This window comes from Roseibium sp. AS2 (genome assembly GCF_038900065.1).
Classification (GTDB): domain Bacteria; phylum Pseudomonadota; class Alphaproteobacteria; order Rhizobiales; family Stappiaceae; genus Roseibium.
In genome coordinates this window covers 389,983-416,486 of the sequence record NZ_JBBMQN010000003.1, presented here as the reverse complement: position 1 = coordinate 416,486, position 26,504 = coordinate 389,983, and the positions used below count along the sequence as shown (strand labels likewise).

22 protein-coding genes, 1 tRNA gene and 1 riboswitch are annotated in these 26,504 nt (G+C 61.1%); of the genes, 14 read left to right on the top strand and 9 right to left on the bottom strand.

Translation table 11 applies throughout. The features are described from left to right. Complete coding sequence (locus tag WNZ15_RS10825) at window positions 1-912, bottom strand: LysR family transcriptional regulator (protein ID WP_342892983.1); 912 nt, start codon at window positions 910-912, stop codon at window positions 1-3. Between the two features lie 202 nt (window positions 913-1,114). Between WNZ15_RS10825 and WNZ15_RS10820 the strand changes: the two genes are divergently transcribed. From WNZ15_RS10820 to WNZ15_RS10810, 3 genes are all read left to right on the top strand, one after another. Next, window positions 1,115-2,827 carry a GMC family oxidoreductase N-terminal domain-containing protein gene (locus WNZ15_RS10820; RefSeq protein ID WP_342892982.1) on the top strand — a complete coding sequence of 571 codons (1,713 nt, stop codon included), beginning with the start codon at window positions 1,115-1,117 and terminating at the stop codon, window positions 2,825-2,827. Window positions 2,828-2,852: 25 nt separating this feature from the next. Continuing rightward, window positions 2,853-5,363, top strand: a complete 2,511-nt coding sequence (locus WNZ15_RS10815) for a CoA transferase (protein ID WP_342892981.1) — start codon at window positions 2,853-2,855, stop codon at window positions 5,361-5,363. 169 nt (window positions 5,364-5,532) lie between these two features. Then, entirely contained in the window at window positions 5,533-7,179 is a 1,647-nt protein-coding gene (locus WNZ15_RS10810) for a BCCT family transporter (protein WP_342892980.1), read from the top strand. A gap of 37 nt (window positions 7,180-7,216) precedes the next feature. Here WNZ15_RS10810 and WNZ15_RS10805 read toward each other — a convergent pair whose 3' ends face one another. Continuing rightward, complete coding sequence (locus WNZ15_RS10805) at window positions 7,217-7,519, bottom strand: hypothetical protein (RefSeq protein ID WP_342892979.1); 303 nt, start codon at window positions 7,517-7,519, stop codon at window positions 7,217-7,219. Window positions 7,520-7,670: 151 nt separating this feature from the next. Between WNZ15_RS10805 and WNZ15_RS10800 the strand changes: the two genes are divergently transcribed. From WNZ15_RS10800 to serA, 3 genes are all read left to right on the top strand, one after another. Next, window positions 7,671-8,492 carry an outer membrane protein gene (locus tag WNZ15_RS10800; protein WP_342892978.1) on the top strand — a complete coding sequence of 274 codons (822 nt, stop codon included), beginning with the start codon at window positions 7,671-7,673 and terminating at the stop codon, window positions 8,490-8,492. A 256-nt stretch (window positions 8,493-8,748) separates the two neighbouring features. Beyond that, the gene (locus WNZ15_RS10795; RefSeq protein ID WP_342892977.1) at window positions 8,749-9,927 is read left to right on the top strand and encodes a phosphoserine transaminase; all 1,179 of its coding nucleotides are present in this window, start codon (window positions 8,749-8,751) and stop codon (window positions 9,925-9,927) included. 75 nt (window positions 9,928-10,002) lie between these two features. Further along, window positions 10,003-11,589, top strand: a complete 1,587-nt coding sequence (gene serA / locus WNZ15_RS10790; RefSeq protein ID WP_342892976.1) for a phosphoglycerate dehydrogenase — start codon at window positions 10,003-10,005, stop codon at window positions 11,587-11,589. A gap of 46 nt (window positions 11,590-11,635) precedes the next feature. Here the strand turns inward: serA and WNZ15_RS10785 are convergent, their stop codons facing one another. Then, window positions 11,636-12,535 (bottom strand): DMT family transporter, encoded by a 900-nt coding sequence (locus tag WNZ15_RS10785; protein ID WP_342892975.1) that lies wholly within the window; start codon window positions 12,533-12,535, stop codon window positions 11,636-11,638. Window positions 12,536-13,006: 471 nt separating this feature from the next. Here WNZ15_RS10785 and WNZ15_RS10780 point away from each other — a divergent pair, with 471 nt between their 5' ends. The 4 genes from WNZ15_RS10780 to WNZ15_RS10765 all read left to right on the top strand — a co-directional run bounded on the left by WNZ15_RS10780 (window position 13,007) and on the right by WNZ15_RS10765 (window position 18,425). Beyond that, a complete protein-coding gene (locus WNZ15_RS10780; RefSeq protein ID WP_342892974.1) occupies window positions 13,007-14,299 on the top strand; it encodes an adenylosuccinate synthase in 1,293 nt (430 codons plus the stop codon). Between the two features lie 256 nt (window positions 14,300-14,555). After that, entirely contained in the window at window positions 14,556-16,307 is a 1,752-nt protein-coding gene (locus WNZ15_RS10775; protein WP_342892973.1) for a hypothetical protein, read from the top strand. Window positions 16,308-16,445: 138 nt separating this feature from the next. Further along, window positions 16,446-16,552, top strand: a riboswitch (TPP riboswitch). A gap of 50 nt (window positions 16,553-16,602) precedes the next feature. Further along, on the top strand, window positions 16,603-17,454 hold the full coding sequence (locus WNZ15_RS10770) for an ABC transporter permease (protein ID WP_342892972.1): 852 nt from the start codon (window positions 16,603-16,605) through the stop codon (window positions 17,452-17,454). A gap of 29 nt (window positions 17,455-17,483) precedes the next feature. After that, window positions 17,484-18,425 carry an ABC transporter substrate-binding protein gene (locus tag WNZ15_RS10765; RefSeq protein ID WP_342892971.1) on the top strand — a complete coding sequence of 314 codons (942 nt, stop codon included), beginning with the start codon at window positions 17,484-17,486 and terminating at the stop codon, window positions 18,423-18,425. A gap of 87 nt (window positions 18,426-18,512) precedes the next feature. On the opposite strand, the gene rpoH is transcribed toward WNZ15_RS10765, so the two are convergent. Both rpoH and WNZ15_RS10755 read right to left on the bottom strand, forming a co-directional pair. Beyond that, on the bottom strand, window positions 18,513-19,400 hold the full coding sequence (gene rpoH / locus WNZ15_RS10760) for an RNA polymerase sigma factor RpoH (RefSeq protein ID WP_342892970.1): 888 nt from the start codon (window positions 19,398-19,400) through the stop codon (window positions 18,513-18,515). Window positions 19,401-19,579: 179 nt separating this feature from the next. Next, the gene (locus tag WNZ15_RS10755) at window positions 19,580-20,605 is read right to left on the bottom strand and encodes an RluA family pseudouridine synthase (protein ID WP_342892969.1); all 1,026 of its coding nucleotides are present in this window, start codon (window positions 20,603-20,605) and stop codon (window positions 19,580-19,582) included. Between WNZ15_RS10755 and WNZ15_RS10750 the strand changes: the two genes are divergently transcribed. After that, the gene (locus WNZ15_RS10750) at window positions 20,604-20,966 is read left to right on the top strand and encodes a hypothetical protein (protein WP_342892968.1); all 363 of its coding nucleotides are present in this window, start codon (window positions 20,604-20,606) and stop codon (window positions 20,964-20,966) included. The genes WNZ15_RS10755 and WNZ15_RS10750 overlap by 2 nt on opposite strands. Window positions 20,967-21,116: 150 nt before the next feature. Then, window positions 21,117-21,192: transfer RNA gene (locus tag WNZ15_RS10745), tRNA-Glu, on the top strand. Window positions 21,193-21,308: 116 nt separating this feature from the next. On the opposite strand, the gene WNZ15_RS10740 is transcribed toward WNZ15_RS10745, so the two are convergent. From WNZ15_RS10740 to WNZ15_RS10725, 4 genes are all read right to left on the bottom strand, one after another. After that, on the bottom strand, window positions 21,309-21,989 hold the full coding sequence (locus WNZ15_RS10740; RefSeq protein WP_342892967.1) for a hypothetical protein: 681 nt from the start codon (window positions 21,987-21,989) through the stop codon (window positions 21,309-21,311). Between the two features lie 75 nt (window positions 21,990-22,064). Then, the gene (locus WNZ15_RS10735) at window positions 22,065-22,850 is read right to left on the bottom strand and encodes a DeoR/GlpR family DNA-binding transcription regulator (protein ID WP_342892966.1); all 786 of its coding nucleotides are present in this window, start codon (window positions 22,848-22,850) and stop codon (window positions 22,065-22,067) included. A gap of 52 nt (window positions 22,851-22,902) precedes the next feature. Further along, entirely contained in the window at window positions 22,903-24,282 is a 1,380-nt protein-coding gene (locus tag WNZ15_RS10730) for a hypothetical protein (protein WP_342892965.1), read from the bottom strand. Window positions 24,283-24,404: 122 nt separating this feature from the next. Beyond that, entirely contained in the window at window positions 24,405-25,010 is a 606-nt protein-coding gene (locus WNZ15_RS10725) for a DUF1134 domain-containing protein (RefSeq protein ID WP_342892964.1), read from the bottom strand. Window positions 25,011-25,166: 156 nt separating this feature from the next. Here WNZ15_RS10725 and WNZ15_RS10720 point away from each other — a divergent pair, with 156 nt between their 5' ends. Together WNZ15_RS10720 and WNZ15_RS10715 are read left to right on the top strand one after the other, a co-directional pair. Beyond that, on the top strand, window positions 25,167-25,622 hold the full coding sequence (locus tag WNZ15_RS10720; protein WP_342892963.1) for a YHS domain-containing (seleno)protein: 456 nt from the start codon (window positions 25,167-25,169) through the stop codon (window positions 25,620-25,622). 217 nt (window positions 25,623-25,839) lie between these two features. Then, window positions 25,840-26,484 carry a histidine phosphotransferase family protein gene (locus WNZ15_RS10715; protein ID WP_342892962.1) on the top strand — a complete coding sequence of 215 codons (645 nt, stop codon included), beginning with the start codon at window positions 25,840-25,842 and terminating at the stop codon, window positions 26,482-26,484. Window positions 26,485-26,504 lie beyond the last annotated feature (20 nt).

Here is a 26,504-nt window from a genome sequence, read left to right as displayed (position 1 = left end):
TCACCAGATGGTCTGCAAGAGCTCAAACAGCGCAGCAATGGCGGGCGTTTTCCTTCGGCGTTTCAAGGTCACAAAACTCAGGCATGCCGGGACCGAGACCGCGTTGCAGACCGCAAGGCCGAAGGACTGTCTTTGATGCAAAGCGATGGACTCGCGGGCAAGACTCAGGCCGACGCTTGAGCGCACCATCTCCAGCATGGAGGCCTCCTGGTCGACCAGCGCGACCACGTTCTGCTTGCAGCCGTGTTTTTCGAAAATCGCGCCAAGCAGACGGTGGTGAACCGAGACCTCGGGTGTGCCGATCCAGGGCATCTGGGCCAGCTCCGGCCATCCCGCATGTTCAATCCGGTTCTGCCAGCCCACAGGTGCGATGACCTTGTAGTCGAAATCGGCCAGCTTCACGGCGTGGATCTGGTCTTCGCCCTCCTGGCCCAGCTGGTCGATCTCATCCCGGCCGCTGAGATAAAATCCGGCGTCGATCTGACCACGCTTGGTTCTGACAAGCACATTGCCGCTGACACCGTGAACCAGCTCGGCTTCGATGTCCGGATATTCGACCCGCAATTCATTCAGCAATTTCCCCAGACGAATGAATTCGGGATCCACGATGGTGCCGATCCTCAGCCTTCCGCTGATCCGGCCGGCGCGCTGACGGGCACTGCGACGAAACTCGGCCATTGCCTCCAGGACAAGCTCTGCCTTCTGCAAGAGCGCCGCGCCGTCCCGGGTGATCCGAAGCCCGGTCGCCGTGCGCGCGAACAGGTCGATGCCGGTGTCGATGCTGAGACGCTTGATCTGATGGCTTATGGCCGGCTGCGTCAGATTGAGAACCTCGGCCGCACGCGAGACGCTGCCCTCGCGGGCAACCGTTACAAAGGCCAGCAGTATGTTCGTGTTCGGGAAACGATCCATATTAAAAATTCTAATATAGCTCTGTGAGATTCGTCATTAGCTTTGTGCAGCTCTTGTGCCTAAGACTTCGAAAAACGCGTCCTGGGAGGATCGCATCGACCTGGGCCACGCGCGCCGAAAGAGGCAGACCTTCTTTCATGCGGGCCTCCGGTGCTTTTTCAAGCTCTTGCAGACGCGTCCAACCGCAGCAAGGTGAGAGCTTATGGCCATTGGCTCAAAGAGTGACGGGGCGTTCGATTACATCGTGGTGGGCGGCGGCTCGGCCGGGTGCCTGCTCGCCAACAGACTGAGCCAGAACCCGGTAACGCGCGTGCTTCTGCTTGAAGCGGGCAAGTCCGACAGCTATCCATGGATCCATATTCCTGTCGGTTACCTTTACTGCATCGGCAATCCGCGCACCGACTGGATGTATCAGACCGAACCGGACAAGGGCCTGAACGGGCGCACCTTGCGCTATCCGAGAGGAAAGACGCTCGGTGGCTGCTCGTCGATCAACGGCATGATCTACATGCGCGGCCAGGCGCGGGACTATGACAATTGGGCGAGGCTCACCGGCGAGGATGCCTGGTCCTGGGAGAATTCCCTCAGGGATTTCAAGGCCCATGAACACCACTACAAACTGGATGACGGCGCGGATCCGCAAACGGGCGGCAACAGCCGCTTTTCCGACATGCACGGACATGGCGGCGAATGGCGCATTGAGAAACAGCGCCTGCGCTGGGACGTGCTCGACAGCTTTGCCGAGGCCGCGGAACAGATCGGTATCGAGAAAAGCGATGATTTCAACAGCGGTGACAATGCCGGCGTCGGGTATTTCGAGGTCAATCAAAGGTCCGGATGGCGCTGGAATACGTCGAAGGCATTTTTGCGCCCGGCGAAGTCACGTCCCAATCTGACGATCTGGACCGAGGCGCAGGTTGAAAGACTGACCTTCGAGACCGTGTCCGACGGCTATCCGCGCTGCACGGGTGCGCGTGTGAACCTCAAAGGCAATTCGGTGACCGTTTCGGCCAGGAGCGAAGTGGTGCTGTCGGCAGGCGCGGTCAATTCTCCGCAGATCCTCCAGCTTTCGGGGATCGGTCCGGCGGATCTTCTCAAGTCCCATGGCATCGATGTCGTGCTTGATGCCCCCGGCGTCGGCGACAATCTTCAGGACCATCTGCAGATCCGGGCGGTTTACAAGGTGACCGGAACCCGCACGCTCAATACACTGGCGAACTCGCTGACCGGCAAGGCAAAGATCGGGCTGGAATATGTGCTCAGACGCTCCGGGCCCATGAGCATGGCCCCCAGCCAACTGGGGGCATTCGCCCGCTCCGATCCGGACCGGGCCCACGCCAATCTCGAGTACCATGTTCAGCCGCTCAGCCTCGAGGCCTTCGGGGAAGACCTGCACGACTTTCCCGCCATGACGGTGAGTGTGTGCAATCTCAACCCGACCAGCCGCGGATCCGTGCGGATAGGCTCGGCGGATTTCCGGGACGCGCCGAAGATTTCACCTAATTACCTTGCAACGGAAGAAGACCGGAAGATCGCGGCAGACAGCTTGCGGCAGGTGCGCGAAATCATGTCCCAGGACGCCCTGAAGGCTTATCAGCCGGAGGAATTCAAGCCGGGTGTGCAGTTCCGGAGTGACGAGGATCTTGCCAAGCTTGCAGGCGACATCGCCAATACGATTTTCCATCCCGTGGGCACCGTCAAGATGGGCCGGGAGGATGACCCGGACGCAGTTCTCGATCCGCAGTTGCGCCTGAAAGGCGTGGCCGGCCTGCGTGTGGTGGATGCCAGTATCATGCCGGAAATCACCAGCGGAAACACCAATTCACCGACGTTGATGATTGCCGAGAAAGCCGCCGGCTGGATCCTGGCCGACCGGTCGCAGGACGCCTTGAAGACGCAGAGCAACAGGGCATGAGCCCGTTCGTTTTTCTGGAGAAAAAATGACCCGTTCCTTTTCAAACCTACCTCTGACAGGGGTCAAGGTCGTCGATTTCGGGCAGTATATTGCCGGGCCGGCGGTTGCGATGCTGCTGGGCGACCTCGGGGCGACAGTTGTCCATATCGATCCGCCGGCAGGGGCAATGTGGGACAGTCCGGCCAATGCGACGCTGAACCGCAACAAGGTGATCGTCAACCTTGACCTCAAGTCCGATGACGGCCTGGAAAAAGCACTTGCGCTATGCGCCGAAGCGGACATTGTCATCGAGAACTTCCGGCCGGGCAAGCTTGCGAAGCTGGGCATCGATTTTACGGCGATGCGCCAGGATCGTCCGGAACTGATCACCCTGTCGATCCCCGGATTTGCCTCCAATGACGAACAGCGCCGTGAATTGCGGGCCTTCGAAAGCATCGTGTCGGCGACGTCGGGTGTGTTTACCGATATGGGGCTGAACCGGGTTCTCATGGGGCTCAATCCGTCCTTTTCCCCCCTGCCTCTGTCTTCGGCCTATGCCTCCCAGATCGCGGCCTCCTCGGTGGTTCTGGCGCTGCAGTCGCGGCAGGTAACGGGCCTTGGCGATCAGATCGAGGTGCCTCTGGCCGCTGCCGTGATGGAGGGGCTCTGCTACAATTCGATCAAGATCAACGATATGCCCGCGCGCTATCTGACGCAGCGCGAGATCGAGATCGAGCGCCGGCGCATCGAAGGTCTGCCGATGAACGTCAGCTACGAGGATCTGCAGGAACTCCTCGATCCGTTCTTCCGCAGCTACATGTGCAAGGACGGCCGCATGTTCTACGTCGTCTGCCCGAGCCACAAGCATCACGCGCGCCGCTGCCTTGAAGTGCTCAACCTCTACGACGAGTTCGTCGAGGAAGGCCTGACGGAGGAAGACGATACCTACAAGCCTTACGCCGAGTGGAGCAGCGATACCTCGCTTGGTGTCTATCCCATGCCGAAGGAATGGGCCGACAGGATTGCCGCGCGGATGAAAGAGGTCTTCATCACCCGTACATCTCATGAATGGAAGAAGCTGTTCGGCCGTAGCGGCATCCCGGGAGCTCCGCAGCGCTGGCTGCAGGAGTGGATCCATGACGAGTATGCGGAAACCTCCGGCCTGATGATCGACGTTTGGGACCCGGTCTATGGCGACATGACCCAGCCCGGGCCGGTCGTCTGGATGGAAGAAAGCGGCGAGGAGGCCCTGCGGCCCGAACCGCGCCGCTGGATCGAATTCGATGAGGCGCTGAAGATCCTCAAGAAGCTCCGGACAGAGATTCCCGAGCCCTCCGAGGACACTGCCCAGGAAGCCTGGCTATCGGGGGTCAAGGTCCTCGATCTTTGCAATGTGATCGCCGGCCCGCACTCTGCAAGCTATCTGAGCCGCTTCGGTGCGGAAGTGATCAAGCTGGACCCGTCCAAGCCGCTCTACGACAGCTGGAACACCGTGGTCTATGGCATGTCGCAAATGCGCGGCAAACGGTCGATCCTGGCGGACATCAAGGCGGAACACGGCCGCAAGGTGTTCGAGGATATCGTGAAATCCGTGGACGTCATCGTCTGGAACGCGCCGGACACACAGATCAAACGGGTGGGGCTCGATGCGGAGCGTTTGCGCAAGCTGAACCCCAATGCGCTGTTCTGCAAGCTGGATTGCTTCAGTGGCGTTCAGCGTGGCACACGCACGGACTACATCGGCTATGACGATCTGGTCCAGGCGATCACCGGCATCATGCTGCGCTTCGGCGGTGCTATGGATACGCCGGAAGAGCACGCGCATGTCGGCACCATCGATGTGATGTGCGGCTTCGGTGGAGCGCTTGCCGTGGCGACCGCACTTTACCAGAAGCACCGTTTCGGCCGGATCGGGCGCGGGCGCACGTCGCTCGCGGCCAACAGCGGGTTGCTGCAGATCCCGTACTGCTACGATTACCGCGGCCGGGGTCTGTTTGACGAGCCGTCGGGTCCGGAAGCCAATGGCCATGATGACCTGAGCCGTTTCTACAGCACGGCATCGGGTGTCTATGTGCTGCTCAGTGCCTACGAGAGCGACTTGCCCCGGTTCCGCAATGTCGAGGGCATGGAGGACCTGCCGGACGTGCCGGCGGAAGAGCGCGCCGCCTATCTTGCGACCGCGTTCCAGACATTCCCGGCAACCGAGTGGGTCGAGCGGCTTCGTGCTGCCGATATCGGTGTCGCGATCTGCGACAACATCGATGCATTGCGCGCTGAAAATTCACGCATCGCCGATGGAACGTCGGGCGTTGAAAACGGAAGTTTTTCCTTCTCGATCTACCCCGATCATCCCAGCGGGCACGAGATCACACAACTGGACCCGTACGCGGTGCGCACGGTGAGAGGCAAGGTCTGTTCCGTGTCTCCGGCAGAAAAGTTCGGGGCGTCGACCCGCGTCATTCTCAAGGAACTCGGCTACGCGGATCAGGCCATTGAGACCATGCTCAAATCCGGCGATCTCAGTGTTTCCTGGAGCGATGAATATTTGCCAAGTTGATATTTGAGCGGGGCGGATCGCTGGAGGGCGGTCCGCCCCGAGCCCTGCGGGCGTGCATCAGAACATCAGAAAACGCGCGCCTTCCCAACGACACGAGACAGCCGGCAGCTCCCTGCGGGGGGCAACGGATCCTGTTTGTCTCGTGCTTACCAGCCATATGGGAGGAACCATGGCGAAGAAACCCCCTTTGATGCACCTGTCCATCGAAACCGCGGACAGCGGATTTTACTCGGGCTTCAGCAAGAATGTCGCGATTACATCCAAGGTGCTGGTCAGTGCACTGATTGTCTGGGCGATTTCCGTGCCGGAAAATGCGGCTGCCGTTCTCAATGCGCTCAACGGCCTGCTGCTCAAGAATTTTGCCAGCTGGTACATCTATACCGTTGCCTTCTTTCTTGTTCTTTGTTTCATCCTGGCGCTGATACCGAGCACAGGAAAGTTGAAACTCGGGCAAGCCGGGGACAAGCCGGAGTTTTCGAATTTCTCCTGGTTCTCGATGATGTTCGGAGCAGGGATCGGCATCGGCATGCTGACCTTTGCAACGGCGGAGCCGATGTATCACTTCGCCACCAATCCAAATGTGATCCTGGGTGAAGCGGAAGGATTTTCGGCAAACAATGTCACGCCCGCCTATGTCTGGTCTTTCCTGCATTGGGGCTTTTCGGCCTGGGCCTGCTATGCCCTGGTCGGGCTTTCGCTTGCCTACTTCTCGTATCGGCGGAACCTGCCGCTTACCATTCGCTCCGGTCTGACACCCATTTTCGGGGAACGTCTGTCAGGAACCATCGGCCACGTGGTCGATGTTGTTGCAGTCGTCGCGACAATCCTGGGCGTCGCGCAGACCCTCGGGTTTGGCGTGGAGCAATTCGTGTCCGGTCTCAGCCGGATCGGACTTGGTGACTGGATCATCCAGCCTGACGGCAAGCCGACGGCAGCGGGCGTGATCCTTGCGCTGCTTGTCATCATGGGGGCCTCGACGTTGTCCGCCTTGTCAGGCGTCGGAAAAGGCATCAAATGGCTGTCCAACCTGAATATGGGGCTGAGCTTCTTTCTGCTCGCGTTCTTCCTGCTATTCGGGTCGACTTTCTTCGGTATGAACGCACTGCTGAGCGGTCTGATCGACTACGTGATCTCACTGCCTCAACTTCTTGTCACCGTCTGGCGTCCGGATGGAACCGAAACCGGCGACGCACTTGCCGCCTGGCAGGGCGGCTGGTCAGTGTTCTACTGGGCCTGGTGGATTGCCTTCGCACCGTTTGTCGGGGTTTTTCTTGCCCGTATTTCACGCGGCAGATCGTTGCGCGAATACATTGTCGGCTCGATTGTCGTTCCGTCGCTGATGTGTTTCGTCTGGTTCACGGTCGTGGGCGGGACCGCGATTGACCTGACCCTGAACGGATCTGCAGGCGACGCGATTTCGAGTGCTGGGCAGGAAAGCCAGCTCTTCGTAATGCTGGACCTGATCCTGTCAGGCGGTGTTGCCTGGCTGATGGCGATGATCGTTGTCGTGCTGTTGCTGACCTACCTGGTGACAACGGCAGATTCCGCAATCCTCATCGTCAACACGATCAATGCGGCAGGCGCAGAAAATCCAAGCGGACGTCCGCATATCATCTTCTGGGGCTCCGCCCTCAGTCTGGTGGTTGGTGGGCTGTTGATCGTTGGAGGCCTTGGCGCGATCAAGACCGCCATGGTGATCGGAGCCCTGCCTTTCAGCCTGGTGATGGTGTTGATGGCGTTTGCGCTCGTCAAAGCGGTCATTCGCGACGGCATACGAGAGAAAAATGGCGTGCAGAGCGTTCACGTCGCGCCATGAGCTCAAGAGCGGGGGAGGCTGCACGGCCTCTCCCGTTTCAAAGCGTCGATACCTGAATTTCGGGCACGCCGGACTTTTTGCAATTTATCCTTCCTGATCCGGCTTTTGAAAGAGCGCTCCGGATTTGAAATCCGGCGTCATGGTCGTAAATGAACCGAACCGAAACGCCTGCCGGAAACACGTCGGGCCGGGCCTCTTCGACGATGCTGCGCAGTCTCCTGCCAAATTGGTCCGTGACCGGCGCAGCGGTGATCAGAATCTGATTCATTCTGTCCTGACCGGGGCTCTCGGCAGGTGGATCTGTTCCTTCACGGAAACCAAGGTCTTCATCTGTAAGCAAGGTTTGCTGCCATTAAGGTTTTCTTAAGGTAAAAAAACGCGGTTAATTAACAGAGTTAAGGCACAATTAATGAATTCGCCTCAGTATGCTTTCAAGTTTGATGTGTCCGAATAATAGATGAGGCGGACGCTCACTGGAAGAGGACGAGGACATGGACAATTTCATCAAGCGTTTGTCTTTGACCGGGTTTGCTGTTGTGCTTTCCACTGCGGGCTTCGCTGCGGACTTGCCAACTCCGGTTATCGAGCACGTGCCGGAAATTCCGGCAGTCGGCGGGTGGTACCTGCGCGGCGACATCGGTTACAAGTTTTACAATGATCCGAGCGGAAGCTTTAACGACCCCGTGATCGGCGACCTGCGCTTTCAGCGCGAGTCGATGGACAACGCCTGGATGATCGGCGTGGGTGTCGGCTACAAGTTCAACGACTATTTCCGCACGGATGTGACGCTGGACTACGAGACCGCAGCTCAGGCCAAGGGCTATGCAGTCTGCGGCACCTGCGCCGGCGGCTTCTCGACCGAAGCCACAGACATTGACGTCTGGACCATGATGCTGAACGGCTATGTCGATCTGGGCACCTGGCACAAGATCACGCCTTATGTCGGCGCGGGTATCGGCGCGTCCTACGTGACCACCAACAGCACCTACTCGATCAACCCGGGTGGTGGCGGCCGCACCAACTATGACGGCAAGAACAGCGAATGGAATTTCGCCTGGGCCCTGATGGCCGGTGCGTCCTATGCGGTGACCGACAACTGGGCGCTTGATGCGGGCTACCAGTACCGCGATCTCGGCGATGCCGCGACCGTGAAACTGCATGATGCCGGCACCGGTGAGACCCGCGTCAAGTGGGAAGACCTGACCGCTCACGAAATCCGCCTCGGTGTGCGCTACAGCTTCGGCAGCACCGGTGCACCGGCATCGGGTCCGGTCTACTACGAGCCGCAGGGCCCGATCACAAGCAACTTCTGATCCACCGATCAGCAGTCTTCAAGAGGCCGGTCTTCTGACCGGCCTTTTTTGTGTCCGGGCCGGCACCGCCGTGGCCGCCGCCAGAGACGGGCGGCAATTCTTCGGGAGGCGCGCGCGGTTCCCGAAGATGCGGAAGCCGGTCTCGCGCGCAGTCCTCCTTCGTGAATTGAATTGACCCCGGGTCGCTATCGTCTTATCCCCATAGGTGGGCCACCCCTCCCCAACGAGGGGCTCCTATCTGAAAGGGTAGACTGATATGACCAAGCTTACCGTCAAGCCGGACGTGCGTCCGGCCAATCCCAATTTTTCGTCCGGTCCCTGTGCCAAACGTCCCGGCTGGTCGCTCGACCAGCTTGGCGACGCGCCGCTTGGCCGGTCCCACCGCGCCAAGCCGGGCAAGGCGAAACTCGCCGAAGCCATCGCGCTGACCCGCAAGGTGCTGCAGGTGCCCGAAGGTTACCGGATCGGCATCGTTCCGGCCTCCGATACGGGCGCCGTCGAGATGGCGCTCTGGTCGCTGCTCGGTGCACGCGGCGTCGACATGCTGGCGTGGGAAAGCTTCGGCTCCGGTTGGGTCACGGATGTGATCAAGCAGCTCAGGCTGGACAACGCCCGGACCCTGGAGTCGCCTTACGGCCAGCTACCCGACCTGTCCGCCGTCAACTTTTCCAACGATGTTGTCTTCACCTGGAACGGCACTACATCCGGCGTGCGGGTGCCGGATGGCGACTGGATTCCGGCGGACCGGGACGGCCTGACCATCTGCGACGCGACGTCGGCGGCCTTCGCCCAGGACCTTCCCTTCGACAAGCTCGATGTGGTCACTTTTTCCTGGCAGAAAGTGCTCGGCGGGGAGGCGGCCCATGGTGTGCTGATCCTGAGCCCGCGTGCCGTCGAACGGCTGGAAAGCCATACGCCGGCCTGGCCGCTGCCGAAGATCTTCCGCCTGACCAAGGGCGGCAAGCTGATCGAGGGCATCTTCAAGGGCGAGACCATCAACACGCCCTCCATGCTGTGCGTGGAAGACTATCTCGATGCACTGAAATGGGCGGACGGTCTCGGCGGTCTCGAGGCCTTGCGCGGACGGGCCGATGCCAATCTCAAGGTTCTGGCCGACTGGGTTGCTGCAACAGGATGGGTGGACTTTCTTGCCGCCGATCCGGCGACACGATCCAACACGTCCGTCTGTCTCAAGGTGACCGATCCGGAAGTCCAGGCGCTTGCCGCCGACGCTCAGGCCGCCTTTGCCAAGGGCATCGTCAGCGCGCTGGACGGCGAAGGTGTCGCCCATGACATCGGCGCCTACCGCGATGCGCCGTCCGGTCTCAGGATCTGGGCCGGAGCGACCATCGAGACCTCGGACCTCGCCGCGCTGACGGCCTGGCTCGACTGGGCCTACCAGAGCGAAAAAGCGAAACTGGCTCAGGCCGCCTGAGTTTTTCTCCAAACGTGAAGATCTTTCCGGGCGGTGCGCTGCCCGGACGTGTTCCCTGTTCAAGGAGAAGCTCACATGGCTCCCAAGGTTTTGATTTCAGACAAGTTGTCCGACGCTGCCGTTCAGATCTTCAAGGATCGTGGCGTTGAAGTGGATTTCCTGCCCGATGTCGGCAAGGACAAGGAAAAGCTTCTGGAGATCATCGGCCGTTATGACGGTCTTGCGATCCGCTCCGCCACCAAGGTGACCGAAAAGGTCATTGCGGCGGCGGAAAACCTCAAGGTTATCGGCCGGGCGGGCATCGGCGTCGACAACGTCGATATCCAGAAGGCGACGGCCCGTGGCATCATTGTCATGAACACGCCTTTCGGCAATGCGATCACGACGGCGGAACACGCGATCTCCATGATGATGGCGGTGGCCCGGCAGATCCCGGCTGCGGATGCCTCGACCCAGGCCGGCAAGTGGGAAAAGTCCCGCTTCATGGGCCGGGAACTGACCGGCAAGACCCTCGGACTGGTCGGCTGCGGCAATATCGGCTCGATCGTTGCCGCACGGGCGATCGGCCTGAAGATGAAGGTGATCGCCTATGATCCGTTCCTGACGCCGGAACGGGCGGTCGAACTGGGTGTCGAAAAGGTGGAACTGGACGGGCTTCTGGGCCGGTCGGATTTCATCACCCTGCACACGCCGCTGACCGACAAGACGCGGCATATCATCGACGCGGACGCCATCGCGAAAATGCGCAGGGGTGCGTTCCTGATCAATTGTGCGCGCGGCGGGCTGGCCGATGAGGAGGCCGTGCGGGCTGCGCTCGACGCGGGCACGCTGGCCGGCGCTGCTTTCGACGTGTTCGCCGAGGAACCCGCAAAGGACAACGCGCTGTTCGGTGCGCCCAATTTCGTGTGCACGCCGCACCTGGGCGCGTCGACGACGGAAGCCCAGGAGAATGTCGCGCTGCAGGTTGCCGAGCAGATGTGCGACTATCTTCTTCAGGGCGCGGTGCGCAACGCGCTCAACATGCCGTCGATTTCTGCCGAGGAAGCCCCCAAGCTGGCGCCCTTCGTGCGTCTGGCCGAGCAACTCGGATCGTTTGCCGGGCAATTGACCGAAACGGGTATCGAGGGCGTCCGGCTGGAGTATGCCGGCGCGGTTGCGGCAATGAACGTTCAGGCGCTCACCGCCGCCGCCCTGACCGGGCTGCTGACGCCGCTCCTGCAGACGGTCAACATGGTGTCCGCACCGATCCTGGCCAAGGAACGGGGCATCAAGGTCGAGGAGCTTCGGCGCGAGAAGCAGGGCGCCTATGAAACCTATATGCGCCTGAGCGTGATCACCGAGCGTCAGGAACGTTCGGTCGCCGGGACGGTGTTCGGTGACGGCAAACCGCGCATCATTCAGGTGAAGGGTATCAACATGGAAGCCGAACTTGGGCCGCACATGCTCTATATCACCAATGAAGACAAGCCGGGCTTCATCGGTCAGCTCGGCATGGAACTCGGCAACAGCGGCGTCAATATCGCCACTTTCCACCTTGGCCGGCTGGCGGCGGGAGACGATGCCATCTGTCTTGTCGAAGTGGACGGCGAAGTGTCGCGGGACGTCATGAGCCGCCTGGAGGCGGTTTCGCATGTCAAACAGGTCAAGTTGCTGAAGTTCTGACTTTGCCTACCGGAAACCCGGCGGCGCTCTTGCGCCGCCGGTCGCCTCACTGGCCCGGTGTGGCTGCCTTGCGCCGCAGGATCCTGCCGTCCAGGACGATCAGTCCGCACAATAGCACGGCGAAACCACCCAGCTGGAGCGGACCGAGACTTTCCCCCAGAACCAGCCAGCCCAGCAGGAGCGCGCTCGCGGGAACCAGCAGCGTGACGAGAGAGGCGTTGGTCGCCCCGGCCTCCGCGAGCAAACGGAAATAGATCAGATAGGCAATCGCGGTTCCCAGCACGCCGAGCGCGACAACATTGAGCCACGTGGTCAGGCCGGCGTCCGCGGGCATCCAGCCGCCGGCAAAGACCAGCGCGACCGGCAACATGAGGGTGCTGGAGCCCATGAGCTGACCCGTTGCGGCGACCTGGGGCGGCAGCGACCTGAAACGTCTGGCGAAGGTCGCGGCGCAGGCATAAGACACGGCCGCGCCCAGGCAGCACAGCTGCGCCCAGACCGGGTCGGTGGCCAGCCCTGTCAGGCTGCTCCACAACATGATGGCGACGCCGGCAACACCCAGGGCGACCCCGGCGATCCGATGAGCGCGCAATTCTTCCTGCTTGACCAGCAGGCTGGCGACAATGACGGTGAAGATCGGCGTGGTCGCGTTCAGGATCGATGCGAGTCCGGCGCCGATCACCGTCTGTCCGGCAAACAGAAGCGAGAACGGAACGGCGTTGTTCAGGAAACCCATGATCAGGAACGGCACCGCCAGGCGCGGTTCCAGATGGTGCAGCAGCCGTTGATGCCAGAGCACGGCCAGCAGAACGCAACAGGCGATAGCGACCCGCAGGAACACCAGCACCAGCGGCGGTATTTCGGCGACGGCAACCTTGGCGAACAGGAACGCCCCGCCCCATATGGCGCCGAGAACGGCCAGCATGATCCAGTTGCGCAAGGGCATTCCGACAGTCTTTCTGCTTGTGTGTCCCGGACTGGCCTATCACGCGGGCCGGCGGCGGAATACCCGAAAAGCGAGCCATGGCGAAGCAGTCTTCACAATCCGGCTGATGGGTCTTGCGTGACGCAGCGGACCTCACCTTTTGCGCAGCTTTTTCGCCGACCCCAAAAAAGCCAAACTGCCCTGATTGAACGAGGTCTGAAAAAGCGGCCGGAGGGGCGCGAAATTTCCTTTCGGAGACTCGCGCGCTCAGCGAAACCTGTCTATAGTCCGCGCCGTTTGCCCCGGTCGCTAGATCAACGGATAACCAGCCGGACGCTATTGGTCATCCAGACATTGATCGATCCAAAAATGGTAGAGCATCCGGTCCGCTTTCGAGCGAACGCGGGATGCCCTTGCCGGGGACGTATCATATTGACATCCCGAATCCGTTCAGGGGATGCAGAGAAGCTGCTTCAGGAGAGCAAAGTCTAGATGGCGAATGTGGTTGTTGTCGGTTCGCAATGGGGTGACGAAGGCAAGGGCAAGATTGTCGACTGGTTGTCGGAACAGGCCGATGTCATCGTGAGGTTCCAGGGCGGACACAACGCCGGCCACACGCTGGTGATCGACGGGGTCAGCTACAAGCTGTCGCTGTTGCCGTCCGGGGTGGCCCGCGAGGGCAAGCTCTCGGTGATCGGCAATGGTGTGGTGCTGGATCCGCATGCGCTGGCAGAGGAAGTCGAGCGCCTGAGCCAGCAGGGTGTCGTGGTCACTCCCGAGAACCTGCGCGTGGCGGAGAACGTGACGCTCATCCTTTCGCTGCACCGCGAACTCGATGCGCTCCGTGAAAACTCGAACACCGGGACACGGATCGGCACGACAAAGCGGGGCATCGGCCCGGCTTACGAGGACAAGGTCGGGCGCCGCGCAATCCGGCTCATGGATCTGAAGAACCTGACCACGCTGCCCGCCAAGATCGACCGTCTTCTGACCCATCACAATGCCCTGCGCCGCGGGCTTGGCCAGGAAGAGATCTCCGCTCAGGCCATCTACGACGAACTGGCCAGCATCGCCGGCAAGGTTCTGCCCTACATGGACAAGGTCTGGTATCTGCTGGACGACTTGCGCCGTCAGGGCAAGCGCATCCTGTTCGAGGGCGCCCAGGGCGCGCTGCTGGACATCGACCACGGAACCTACCCGTTCGTGACCTCCTCCAATACGGTTGCCGGGCAGGCGGCTGCCGGTTGCGGCCTGGGGCCGGGATCGATCAACTATGTTCTCGGCATCACCAAGGCCTACACGACGCGCGTCGGCGAAGGTCCGTTCCCGACCGAACAGCACAACGAAGTCGGCGAGTTTCTTGGAACCCGCGGTCACGAGTTCGGCACGGTCACCGGGCGCCGCCGGCGCTGCGGCTGGTTCGACGCGGTGCTTGTGCGCCAGACGGTCTGCACTTCCGGCATCAACGGCATCGCGCTGACCAAGCTGGACGTTCTGGACGGTCTCGACGAGATCAAGATCTGCATCGCCTATGAACTCGATGGCGAAAGGATCGATTATCTTCCGGCGTCCCAGGGGGCTCAGGAGCGGGTCAAGCCGATTTACGAAACGCTGTCGGGCTGGAAGGAATCCACCGAAGGGGCCCGGACCTGGGCGGATCTGCCGGCCCAGGCGATCAAATACGTGCGTCATGTGGAAGAGCTGATCGGGGCTCCGGTGGCCCTGTTGTCGACCAGTCCGGAGCGGGATGACACAATTCTTGTGCAGAATCCCTTCCAGGATTGAGATCAGTGGCGTTAAAAGCACACAATTGAGGTCCATGAAAACGCGCCGCGAATCACCCCGGCGTGTTTTCACCGGGCCGGCGGCCCGCTCTCGTGTGCCGTTCGTTCGGATTTATGGTTGAAAAAGAGTGCTGTAAGGATAGCTGGCGGTGTGCATCTGCCGAAGAATTGGCGCCGCACATTAAAAACTTGTTATAAGCCTGAGACGGATCCTCGGGCCGCAAACAGATCCTTGCAGTCGGCCGGTAGGCGGGAAGATGGCTGATTACTATTCGATACTGAAGAAAACGATCGCGTCTTTGCCTGAAAACAATGGTGCCGCGCGCCGCAGCGTCTACAGCCGCGCGCGCAACGCCATTGTCAATCAGCTGAAAGCCTATGAGCCTCCGCTGGCGCCATCCGAAATCACGGCCGAGCAGTTGCGCCTGGAAGAAGCCATCCGGAAGGTCGAGGCCGAAGCCGCGCGCGAGAGCCTTGGCCTGAATACGCCTGCTGCGAAGGCCGCGCCTCCGGTCCCGCCATCGGCCCCGGTTTCGCAACCGGCGGCTACGGCACATGTGTCAGCCCCGGAAAACGGGCCGGCCGCAACCGAAACGCACCAGGCAGCCGCAGCCGCGCCGCTTGACGAGGCTCCGGCGGTGGAGCCCGCGGCGGCCGAAATTCCGTCGCCGCTGCAGGAAACACTGACGGACGCCGGGGCGCTCGGATCTGCCGCCGGTCAGGCGGTACAAGGCGCCAGGGACGTTGCCGACCCGATTGCCGCGGACCCGATCGTCGCCGACCCGGCTTCCGGGCGGCAGGACCCTGCTTTCAACACGCAGACGGCGTCCGATGACGGCCTGTTCGAACCTGCACCAGACACCGACACAGGCCGGGAGCGGCGGCCGGAAGAAGGCGACGGGAACCGGGCCGCGCCGGAGACCGCAACCTTCAGGAACGGTCGGGACAAGCGGTCGAAGCCGAGTGCCTCGGAGGCCTTGCGGGGTGTTGGCGCCACGAACCGGATTGTGCCGATTGCGGCCGCGGGCGTTCTGGCACTGCTGCTTGCCGCCGGGGCGGGATACTTTTTCCTCGGGTCGAATGACCCGACCGCCGATGGCGCCGGCCAGACGCAGACCGCAGAGACGCAAAGCGTGCCGGATGCCCAGCCGGAGCCGGTCGTGGTGGAACCAGCCGAGCCTGAAGCCGCTGCCGACGAGGATACCTCGAAAATCGCAGACCGGCTGCTGAATGACGGTGATGGCGCCGATGTCGTGGCGCCGGATGCCCGCACTGTCACCACAACGACGATCACCCCCCAGACCGAGGCGCCCGATCCCGAGCAGCCGTCCATCGTGACTACTGCCGAGAACGATCGCGTGCCCACGGCACCGGAAGAGGCACCGGTGCCCGTTCCCGAAGACAATCTGGCCGCCATTTCACCGGAAGACAGCGCACCTTCGGATCCGGCCGTTGTTGCTGAAGACAGCGTACAGCGCTCGATCCTCTACGAGGAAGGCGAGGAGACCGGTGGTGCGGGAACTGCGGCACAGGGAGCCGTGGTCTGGAATGTCGAGGAGGAAACCAATCTCGACGGCCAGGCCCAGGCTGTTCTGAGTGCGGCCGTCGAGATTCCGGAACGGGATGTGAAGGTGGAAATCCGCATCAAGCCGAATGACGACAATTCGCTGCCGGCAAGCCACCTCGTCGAGATAAAATACGAATTCCCGGAGAGCTTTGCCGCCGGCGATGTCGTCAATGTGCCCGGTCTGGTGATGAAACCGACCGAGGAGGCACGCGGCGATGCCCTCATCGGGGCATCCGTCAAGGTGTCGCCCGGGTTCTTCTGGATCGCGCTGTCGAGCCTTCCGAACGAACAGCAGCGCAATCTGGCCTTGCTGCGCGAACGCGGCTGGATCGACATTCCGATGCTCTATGAAAACGGCAAGAGGGGCATCCTGACCCTGGAAAAGGGCACGCCCGGATCGGAAGCGGTCGAACAGGCGATCTCCGCCTGGCAGGCCGGCTGACGGCCACCGCTTGTCGGCAACTGATGAGGTTGCCTCAGCCCTGGCGGCATGTCGCCGATGTCTTTTGCCTGCAAGTCGTTCTGCTTAAAAAGCGGTGCGCAGTGTCTTGCCTTTTTCCGTCCTAGAGGGCATGGTCCGTCCTGGTCCGAGGGGTGTTCCGGTTTCCGGAACTGAGATGGCGAACAGCCGAACCCTTAGAACCTGATCCGGGTCATGCCGGCGAAGGGACGGAAACCTTAGCCTTTCCCGGATCTCCAATGTCATTTTCGGCATGTCCGAAGACGGGAGATCCTATGTGTATTTGTCTGCCAACGCGGCAGGTATCATCGTCGTTCATGCCGGTCCCGGCCAGCCCGACCCCGTTGGGGCGACAGAGCGGGGATTGCCCCGCATGATATCCTTCCTGACATCGCTGATCAGGTCGCTGCTGGGCATCGCTCTCGCGGTGGGCGTCTGGGCGGCGATCGTGGTGGTGTTCGACACCCAGCACTATATTCTGCCGGGGCCGGTCCGGGTGTTCGAGGCCTTCGCCGGAAATGCCGGCTTCCTGCTGAGCCATGCGGGCATCACGGCCTATGAGACGGTGCTCGGCTTTGTGCTCGGTGCCGCGGCCGGTGCCGCGCTTTCCGTTCTACTGTGGCTGTTTCCGGCCGCTGCAAGGCTGGCGATGCCCCCCATTCTCGTCACTCAGGCTTTGCCTGTCTTTGCCATTGCGCCGATCCTGGTGCTGTGGCTCGGATTCGGTCTTGCCTCCAAGATCGTCGTGGTCATTCTGGTGATCTTCTTCACCGTGACATCGACCTTTTTTGACGGGCTGCAACGGCTTGACCAGGGCCTGTGTGACCTGGCCAGGCTCTACCGGCTGTCGCGGCTGCGCGAATTGTGGCTGTTCCGCCTGCCGGCCGGTCTGCCGGCCTTCGCGTCCGGACTGCGGGTGGCCGCGGTGTTCGCACCCATGGGCGCCATCATCGGCGAGTGGGCCGGTGCCAAGGGCGGCCTCGCTTTCATCATGCTTCAAAGCAGCAACCGAATGCAGGCGGATCTGATGTTCGCCGCCCTGATCCTGCTGGCGGCGATGGTGCTGATCATGCGTTTCGCCGTAAATCGACTCACCCAGTTTTTAGTGCCCTGGCAGCCTGTGAGCTGAAGTTCAGGCTGCCACAACGGAGAATCCGAATGAGAAAACAACTTCTGTTCATTGCCCTGACCGCGGGCCTGCTCGCATCCGCACCGGCACAGGCCGGCGAAAAGCTGACCCTGCTGCTGGACTGGTTCATCAATCCGGATCATGCGCCGCTGATCACGGCGCAGACGAAAGGCTTCTTCGAAGCCGAGGGCCTTGAAGTTGAAATCATCGAGCCGGCCGATCCGGCCATGCCGCCCAAGCTTGTGGCGGCAGGACGCGGCGATATCGCCGTTTCCTATCAGCCGACGCTTCATGCCCAGATCGAGGAAGAGCTGCCGCTGACACGGATCGGGACCCTGGTGGAGACGCCCCTCAATTCGCTGATCGTGCTGAAGGACGGCCCGATCAGGACCCTGGCGGATCTCAAGGGAAAGACCGTCGGGTTTTCCGTGTCCGGGTTCGAGGACGCCATGCTGGGCCAGATGCTGCGCTCGGTGGATCTGTCGATCGACGACGTAGAGCTGGTCAATGTCAATTTCGCGCTGTCCGGGTCGCTGCTGTCCGGCCAGGTCGATGCCGTGATCGGCGCCTACCGCAATTTCGAGCTGACCCAGATCGAAATCGAGGGCAAGGAAGGCACCGCCTTCTACCCGGAGGAAAACGGCGTTCCGGTCTTTGACGAGCTGATCTATGTGGTCAACAACGAAAAGACCGAGGACCCGCGCTTCGTCAGCTTTCTCGCCGCGGTGGAAGCGGCGACGATCTATCTGACCAACCACCCCGACGAGGCCTGGGAGGCGTTCATCGAGGCCTATCCACATCTCGATGACGAACTCAACAAGCGCGCCTGGAGCGATACGCTGCCGCGTTTCGCCAAACGTCCGGCCGCTCTGGATGCAGGCCGCTACCAGCGCTTCGCGGAATTCATGGCCGAAGCCGGCCTGATCGGCAAGGTGGTTCCGGTGGAGACCTACGCGGTCGAAATCCGCTGACACTGGTCCGCTGAAACAAGGTCTGAACCAAAAAAAAACGCCGGGGCAGCAGCTCCGGCGTTTTTGTCGGTGGGGTTCCAGCGGGTATCAGGCAGCCGGTTGCTGATCGGCCGAGCGGGCGCTGTTGCGCACCGCCTTCTGAACCTTTTCAAAGGCACGAACCTCGATCTGGCGGACGCGCTCCCGACTGACGCCGAATTCTCCGGAGAGATCCTCCAGCGTCATCGGATCCTCGGACAGGCGTCTTGCCTGGAAGATGCGCCGTTCGCGGTCGTTGAGGACGTCCATCGCCTCGCTCAGCATCTTGCGCCGCATGTCCAGCTCTTCCTGGTTGGCGAGCAGGGTCTCCTGACTTTCGCTCTCGTCAACGAGCCAGTCCTGCCATTCGCCGGCATCGGCTTCCGCGCGCACCGGCGCGTTCAGGCTGGCATCGCCGCCGAGGCGGCGGTTCATGGAGATCACTTCCTCCTCGCTGACACCCAGACGCGTGGCGATTTCCGAAACATGTTCCGGCTTCAGATCACCCTCGTCCAGAGCCTGGATCTTGCCTTTCAGGCGGCGCAGGTTGAAGAACAGGCGCTTCTGGTTGGCCGTGGTGCCCATTTTGACCAGGGACCACGAGCGCAGGATGTATTCCTGGATCGCGGCCTTGATCCACCACATGGCGTAAGTCGCGAGCCGGAATCCCTTGTCCGGCTCAAAGCGCTTGACCGCCTGCATCAGGCCGACATTGCCCTCCGAAACGACCTCACCGATCGGCAGGCCGTAGCCGCGGTAGCCCATAGCGATCTTGGCGACGAGACGCAGGTGGGAATTCACCAGGCGTTCGGCTGCCGCCGGGTCCTCATGCTCCTTGTAGCGCTTGGCGAGCATGTACTCTTCCTGCGGCTGCAGCATGGGAAACTTGCGAATCTCGTCCAGATAGCGGCTGAGGCCGCCTTCTCCGGCTGTGAGCATCGGTACGTTCTGGGCCATGGCATGCACCCCCTTTTGTCAGGTTTGCGTCCCTTGTCCTCCTGCTGCCCCGCAGATTTACGCAAGCAAGCCATGTCGGAGGAAAGATGGACGCACATAAGTGTCCGTTCAGGCACACATGAATTGTAGATATAGGTTTGAATTTGGCCGATTGCATGGTCGCAAGCCGGAAATGCATCCTAAAATTTTTGTAATCCGGATAATAGTTTTGCGAAGTCAGCGGGATACGGGCTCTCGAAACGCAAGGTTTCGCCGGTGGAAGGGTGTTCGAAGGCCAGCAGGCCGGCGTGGAGGGCCTGCCTTCCGAAGTCACGGATGAGGCTTTTCAACGGGTCTTCCAGGCGGTTGATCTTGGTCTTGAAACCGGAGCCGTAATCATCATCGCCGATCAGCGGATGACCGATATGGGTCATGTGCACGCGAATCTGGTGGGTGCGGCCCGTTTCCAGCCGGCATTCGATCAGCGAGGCAAGGTCGGGTTCGCCGGTGTGGCGAAAGCGTTCCTTGACCTGCCAGTGGGTGATGGCGGTCCGGCCGCTGGTCTTGACCACCGCCATCTTCTGGCGGTTGTTGTGGGAGCGGGCCAGATTGGCATCGATGGTGCCTTTCAGGCCGGAGGGAGCGCCCCAGACGAGCGCGGAATAGGCGCGTTCAAGCGGGCCGGTCCTGCCGTGGTCGGCAAACTGCGCGGACAGGCCCTGGTGGGTCCGATCCGTCTTGGCGATCACAAGCAGGCCGGAGGTGTCCTTGTCGATCCGGTGGACAATGCCGGGGCGCTTGATCCCGCCGATGCCCGACAGGGTGTCGCCGCAATGGTGGATCAGGGCGTTGACCAGCGTCCCGGTCCAGTTGCCGGCCCCGGGATGGACAACGAGGCCGACCGGCTTGTCGATCACGATGAGGTGGTCATCCTCGAAAACCACGTTCAGGGGAATGTCCTCGCCCCTGGGTTCCGGATCTTCCGGCTCGGGCAAAGTGAGATTGAGTTCATCACCTTCATTGACCCGGTATTTCGGCTCCACTACTTTCGCGCCGCCGACGGTGACGTCTCCCGATTTGATCAGAGACTGAACCCTGTTACGGCTAAGGGCTTCAAGATGAGCCGCCAGAACCGCATCCAGCCGCTTTCCGGCATCGGCTGCATCAACCGTTAAACTGAAATCCTGGTCCTGTCCGGCCGGATCTTGGAGGGAATTGTCTGTCATGTCACAACCTGATTTTCGGGATGAAGGACCGGGTGAGGCGCCGCTTGATCCGGATGCCCAACGCATCCAGGCGAAACTGAAGCGCTTGCTGCTCGGCTCGTCCCTCGTCATGATTGCCGGCTTCATCGCTGTCTTTGCAGCAATTGTCTACAAGATCAATACCAACTCGGCCGATCCGTCCGACACACCCTTCGCGGCAACCATTTCCGTCGGCGCAGATGCGCAGATCGTTCAGACCAGCCTTGAAGACGGAATGCTGCTGGTTCTGGTTCGCGAGGGCAGCAAGACGGCGCTGCTGCGCTTCGATCCGGTGACCGGCCGGCAACTGGGCCGGACCGACTTCGTTGCGCGCCAGCCGTGAGCTGTTCTGCGGCGTTGTTTTCCGGCGGCGGACCCGCCTGTGCGAAACCCGGACGATCGTCGGAAAAATGAAAAATAACGCTTGCGTCTTCGCTCATGCAGCCTTAATACGCTCGGACCTTGGCTAGAGGCTCTTGCCTCCATGCACCGCGCGCCCATCGTCTAGCGGTCTAGGACGCCGCCCTTTCACGGCGGAAACACGGGTTCGAGTCCCGTTGGGCGTACCAGTTCTCCCTGAGAACTGCACAAACCTTCCACACAATTTGAACAGACTTGCCACACCCTGCCCCCAGGGGTGCGCGCTGGGGTGACCGCCGTCACCGCCAGCCGGATCCGTGTCGTTTCAACGCCCGATACTGCAGCATCCGTATGCCGGCGCCCCCGCAGTATACAGGCCGAGCAGCAGGGCTTCGAAATCATATGTCAGGTCTGACATATCGTCGGAGCATGCTTCGGTGTAACGGACGACGACCGTCAGGGAATATGCGCCGTCTGCGCTGTCCAGATAGTGTGCCCAAAGGTCTGTCCGTCCGATGCCGGGCGCAAGGCGCAAGTAGTCAAGTTCGATCGGGCTTTCCAGGTCCTGCGAAATGAACGTGCTGTCGTCGTCATCGATTGCGACGTTCCAGAACGGCTCCGTACCTGAGCATTGCAACGCTTCGGGGCGCTCCAACAACATGTTGGTGGGCGTCAGGTAACGTGCGTTTACCCATCCCACGGTGCCGTCATACCTGATTTCACGCCACTGCGTGTCGCCGATGTACACCGAGAGTCCCGTTACCATGACATCGGAGGCGTCGTGCGGAATTGTTCCAACAATATCAGAACTGCCGACATCCAGTGTCAGATCGATATCCGCCCGGATATTCAGGACATCGTCCGCATTTACGCCTGATACGGAATGGGGTTGCGACCAGGCGGGCACGGCGATCAGAGTTGTCAGCAAGATGGCCGCCCGCGAGAGCTTTCTGAAAACCTTCTCCTGAAAAAAAATCCGGCATTGCCGATGACGTTCGAGGTGCATGTCCTGACCCTCCGATCCCGGTGTCCTGAGCGAAGCAGCAGGGAGCTTGCAGCCCCCCATAGCAGTTGGCGCTGATCATACACCGGCAGCGCCGGCGTCCTGCCTGCCGGTCTGGATCAGCTCCACCTCCGCCTCGGCGGCGATGCGTTCAAAATCCGGATTGGGGCAATAATCGGTGACGAAAGTGTCGATCTGCGACAGATGCGCGACCCGCACCGGGGCCGTGCGCTCGAACTTGGTGCTGTCGGCGGCCAGGATGACATGACGGGCATTGTCCATGATCGTCTTGGTGACCTTGACTTCGCGGTAGTCGTAGTCGAGCAGGGAGCCGTCCGGATCGATCGCGGATGCGCCGATAACGGCAAAGTCGACCTTGAACTGACGCATGAAATCCACGGCGGCTTCACCGACGATGCCACCGTCCGAGTGACGCAGCACGCCCCCGGCAATGACGACCTCGATCTGCGAATAGCCGCGCATCAGACTGGCGACGTTGATGTTGTTGGTAATCACCATCAGCCCGCGGTGCTGCAGCAGGGCCTGGGCGACGGCCTCGGTGGTGGTGCCGATGTTGATGAAGATCGAGGCGTTGTCGGGAATGAGACCGGCGACCTGTTCGCCGATATCCGCTTTTTCCCTGCTGGAGATGATCCTGCGCGCCTCGTAGCCGACATTCTCGATGCCCGAAGACAAGAGCGCGCCGCCATGGGTCCTGGCGAGCAGGCGCCGCTCGCACAACTCGTTCAGATCCTTGCGGATGGTCTGGGGGCTGACATCAAAGCGCCTGGCGAGATCGTCGACGCTGACCCGGCCCAGCTGGCGAGCCAGCTCCAGGATGGAATTGTGGCGTTCAATCAACATTCAGCATTGTCTTGTCGGAACCCGTCCGATCAGGCGGAAATGCCGGTCGGGATCAGGCGACATCCTTCTTTTTCGGCTTGGCCGTCTTGGACTTCGGCGCGGTGCCCGTACCGCGCTTGGGAGCGGACTTCTGTCGCGAGGCAGGGGGCGTCACGGTGCCATCAGGCTCATCGCCGGATTTTGCCCGGCTGGACGCAACGATGCGGCTGACAAGCGCTTCGGCTGCCGAGGCGATGTCCGCGGTCCTGGCGGAAGATGCGGCGGGGCCGCCGGCGCTATTGCCTGTTTCTCCCGGCGCCCGCGCTGTCCCGGAGCGGCTGCCGCTGCCGTTGGCGCGCGTGCCGGTGGCAGATGCAGGGGGCGGGGGGCCGGCCTCGGGTGCGGCGTTCGCATCGTCCCGGGATGTCCGCCGCGCGGGGGAGGCGGCCGCCGGCTTGATCGCAATGGAGCCGTCCTGCGCCAATTGCCTGGCGAGGGCGCGGAAGTCCTTGCGCAGTTCCGTCAGTTCGGGGGCGGAGGCCAGATCGCTGCGGAGTGTCTGCATCTGTCCAGTCAGGCGCCGCAGCTTGCGCTCCCGGTCCTGGAGTTCGGCGCGCTGCGCCGCGATTTCGCCGGTCATTTTTTCAAGCTGCTTTTGCAGCCTCTCGTCGGAGCCGGTGTCTGCGACATTGGACGCTTCCAGCATCAGGGACAAGCGGGTCACTTCCGCCTGGGCGGACACATATTGGGCTTCGGTATCGACAAGCTGCGCCTCCAGCTCGGCATGGCGGGTCTTTGCCGCTTCATTGAGCGCGCTCTCGATTTCGCCGGCAACCGTAGGTTCGTATTTCGCAAGCTTTGCCTTGAGTGTGGCGACTTCGGCCTCCAGGCCGGTGATGGCCGCAAGCTCCATCGTCGCCGTGGCAGGCAGCCAGCCACTGGCGTCTTCCTGATTGGGGTCTTCCTGGCTGGCGCCGGTCGCCTCTTCGTCCGCAGCGGGACCTTCGGATGTCCTTGCCCAGCTTTCGCTCAGGGCCTTTTCGGTGTCCGAGAGTTTCTGTTTCAGCGTCTTGACTTCCGCCGACAGCATGTCGACTGCATGGCGGTCGCTGTCCTGTTCGGCCAGCTTGCCTTCAAGTTCGGCAATGCTTTCCTGATGGGACTTCCTGAGAGCTTCGATCTCGGTCAGCGTCCGCGTTGTCTCCTGATGGAACTTCGCCGCTTTCTCGCGTTCCTTGTCCAGCCGTATCTCCACGCGCCGGAGTTCAACCGCATACCGCGCGCGTTCCTGGTCCTGCGAGGCTCTGACTTCCGCATAGCTGGCCGGGTTGACGGCGCGCAGGGCTTCCTCGGTGAGGCGGGCAGCCCGGCGATAGAATGCGGGCAGGATCGCCAGGCCGATCAGGCCGGCTGTGCAAAACCCCAGTGCCACATACATCGCTGCTTCAATCAAATCCGGCTCCCGGTCAACTCTCAAAGCCAACATGACATCAATAGACGAGACCTGGACCGGCGCCAAGTCTCGTCATTTGTCACGATTGCAACTTCCCGTGTCCGCCCGGTTGAACCCGTGACCTAGAAAGGGTTCCAGGTCGGTTTCTGGGTGAACTTCAGATATCCCAGATTCAGGCCCAGGCGTGCGCCGAGGCCGGCGCGGACCGGAACCAGGACCACATCGTCCTTCACCAGCACGGTCATGCCGACGCCGCCCACCAGATAAGCCGATCCGTTGACACCGCCGAAGCGCTGATAGACCGAATTCACTGTCGGCAGATTGTAAACGAGCATCATCACCCGGGCGCCGTCCGCGCCGAAATCCCATCCGACGGAGGGGCCTTGCCAGTAGATCTTGTGATTGCCGGCATTGCGGGTGTAGAGGTGGCCTTCGCCGTAGCGTGCCCCGGCAACAAAGGCGCCGGAGCCTTCCTCGCCGAGAATGTAGCCGTTCGGCTCGCCATAGCGGGAAAAGGCCTTTTCGACCACCGACGCGAGACCTCCGGAAACGGACCCGAAAAACTGGTGGCCGGTCTTGACGATTTCATCTTCGCCGTAGGTCGATCCGGGCGGGATCGGCTCGTTGCCGTTTGCCTGGGCGAAGGACGGGTGCGGGAAGGCAATCAAACAATAGATGAAAAACGCGGCGGATATCTGCGACGCAACGCGCCAGGATCTTTTTGCCATTCAAGAAACTCCCGATAATCAGGTCCGGAATTGCGGGCTGTTGCGGTACGGTCAGACCGCAATGCTAAACTGACGCGATATCATGCTGATTCGCATGCCCTCGTGCACCTTACTTAAGCCGACTCGATGAAAAGCTGGCCTGAAAAAAAGACAAGGATGTGTCTTTCCGCAGTTTTGCTGCTGCTCACGTGTGTTTGGGCGGGAAAAGTCAGCGCGCGGCAAAAGGCGTTCGTTCCGGATCCGATCACGGGGTACGCCATCGGCGGACACGATCCGGTTAGCTTTTTTGTTGACGGCTATCCCCGCAAGGGACAGCGGAAGCATCAATACAAATGGGGCGGCGCGGAATGGATCTTCGTCAACGAAGGCAACAAGGCCGCCTTCGAACGCGATCCGGAAGCCTATGCCCCGCTTTTCGCGGGCTGCGGTGGCTATGCCTTGTCGGAAGGGTTCGCCACTGCCGGAAATCCCTTCATCTACGCGGTCGTTGACGGCCGGCTCGTGTTTTTTCATTCGGTCGTGAACCGTTTCCTTTTTGTCGTCAACAAGAGCCATCTCCTGAAGGCTGCCAGCGAAAACGCCGGAAACGTCGGCTGTGTTCCCCTGAACTAGGTCAGGTTGCTTGGTCCACCGGAGCAACGGCGCAAGGCAGCCGCTGTCTTCCGCAAGCCGCCGTGAGCCTTGCCGCAGGCGCGGCAGCGCCAACTTTCATCTGGATGACACGCTTTGCCGCGCCTGCTCGTCTTGGCAGGGGCTTTGAGGATGTGTAACTTTTGCGCACACTATTGCGAATCAATTCCCGTGATCTTCAAAAGAGCCCAAAAACACCATGTCCGCACTCAAAGAGCTGTCCTCTCTTGACCTTGCCGCCCTGGTGGCCAGTCGTGTCTGTCACGATATCATCTCCCCGGTCGGTGCAATCACCAACGGGCTTGAGGTGCTCGACGAGGAAGGCTCGGAGGACATGCGCGAATTCGCGATGGACCTGATCCGCAAGAGCGCGCGTCAGGCATCCGCGAAGCTTCAGTTCGCCAGGCTGGCCTTCGGCGCGGCGGGGTCCGCCGGCGCCGAGATCGATCTGGGCGACGCTCAAGTCGTCGCCACGGGCTTTATGGAAAATGAAAAATCTGATCTGAACTGGCAACTTGCCCGGCACCTGATGCCGAAGAACTATGTAAAACTTCTACTTAATCTTATCTTAATCGCCAATCAGTGCGTTCCGCGTGGCGGAGAGATCAAGGTTGAAATGACAGGTGAACCACAATCGCCGTCATTCACGCTTCACGCAAGCGGCCTGAACCCGCGAATCCCTCTGGGAATGAGGGAAACTCTGGGCGGTGAGGAGCCCGAACGGGTGGATGCGCATTCCGTTCAGCCGATTTACACACTGCTGCTTGCTCGTGAAAGTGGTATGGTCTTAACAATAGATAAACTCGAAGAATTGGTAAAAATAACGGCCCTGCCAACAGAATAAAATTGGCCGACAAAAGATAC

What these genes read in the sequence shown, in the direction of transcription:
- WNZ15_RS10825 (WP_342892983.1), bottom strand. Translation starts at nt 912, where the DNA reads ATGGATCGTTTCCCGAACACGAACATACTGCTGGCCTTTGTAACGGTT.
- WNZ15_RS10820 (WP_342892982.1), top strand. Translation starts at nt 1,115, where the DNA reads ATGGCCATTGGCTCAAAGAGTGACGGGGCGTTCGATTACATCGTGGTG.
- WNZ15_RS10815 (WP_342892981.1), top strand. Translation starts at nt 2,853, where the DNA reads ATGACCCGTTCCTTTTCAAACCTACCTCTGACAGGGGTCAAGGTCGTC.
- WNZ15_RS10810 (WP_342892980.1), top strand. Translation starts at nt 5,533, where the DNA reads ATGGCGAAGAAACCCCCTTTGATGCACCTGTCCATCGAAACCGCGGAC.
- WNZ15_RS10800 (WP_342892978.1), top strand. Translation starts at nt 7,671, where the DNA reads ATGGACAATTTCATCAAGCGTTTGTCTTTGACCGGGTTTGCTGTTGTG.
- WNZ15_RS10795 (WP_342892977.1), top strand. Translation starts at nt 8,749, where the DNA reads ATGACCAAGCTTACCGTCAAGCCGGACGTGCGTCCGGCCAATCCCAAT.
- serA (WP_342892976.1), top strand. Translation starts at nt 10,003, where the DNA reads ATGGCTCCCAAGGTTTTGATTTCAGACAAGTTGTCCGACGCTGCCGTT.
- WNZ15_RS10785 (WP_342892975.1), bottom strand. Translation starts at nt 12,535, where the DNA reads ATGCCCTTGCGCAACTGGATCATGCTGGCCGTTCTCGGCGCCATATGG.
- WNZ15_RS10780 (WP_342892974.1), top strand. Translation starts at nt 13,007, where the DNA reads ATGGCGAATGTGGTTGTTGTCGGTTCGCAATGGGGTGACGAAGGCAAG.
- WNZ15_RS10775 (WP_342892973.1), top strand. Translation starts at nt 14,556, where the DNA reads ATGGCTGATTACTATTCGATACTGAAGAAAACGATCGCGTCTTTGCCT.
- WNZ15_RS10765 (WP_342892971.1), top strand. Translation starts at nt 17,484, where the DNA reads ATGAGAAAACAACTTCTGTTCATTGCCCTGACCGCGGGCCTGCTCGCA.
- rpoH (WP_342892970.1), bottom strand. Translation starts at nt 19,400, where the DNA reads ATGGCCCAGAACGTACCGATGCTCACAGCCGGAGAAGGCGGCCTCAGC.
- WNZ15_RS10750 (WP_342892968.1), top strand. Translation starts at nt 20,604, where the DNA reads ATGTCACAACCTGATTTTCGGGATGAAGGACCGGGTGAGGCGCCGCTT.
- WNZ15_RS10755 (WP_342892969.1), bottom strand. Translation starts at nt 20,605, where the DNA reads ATGACAGACAATTCCCTCCAAGATCCGGCCGGACAGGACCAGGATTTC.
- WNZ15_RS10740 (WP_342892967.1), bottom strand. Translation starts at nt 21,989, where the DNA reads ATGCACCTCGAACGTCATCGGCAATGCCGGATTTTTTTTCAGGAGAAG.
- WNZ15_RS10735 (WP_342892966.1), bottom strand. Translation starts at nt 22,850, where the DNA reads ATGTTGATTGAACGCCACAATTCCATCCTGGAGCTGGCTCGCCAGCTG.
- WNZ15_RS10725 (WP_342892964.1), bottom strand. Translation starts at nt 25,010, where the DNA reads ATGGCAAAAAGATCCTGGCGCGTTGCGTCGCAGATATCCGCCGCGTTT.
- WNZ15_RS10720 (WP_342892963.1), top strand. Translation starts at nt 25,167, where the DNA reads ATGTGTCTTTCCGCAGTTTTGCTGCTGCTCACGTGTGTTTGGGCGGGA.
- WNZ15_RS10715 (WP_342892962.1), top strand. Translation starts at nt 25,840, where the DNA reads ATGTCCGCACTCAAAGAGCTGTCCTCTCTTGACCTTGCCGCCCTGGTG.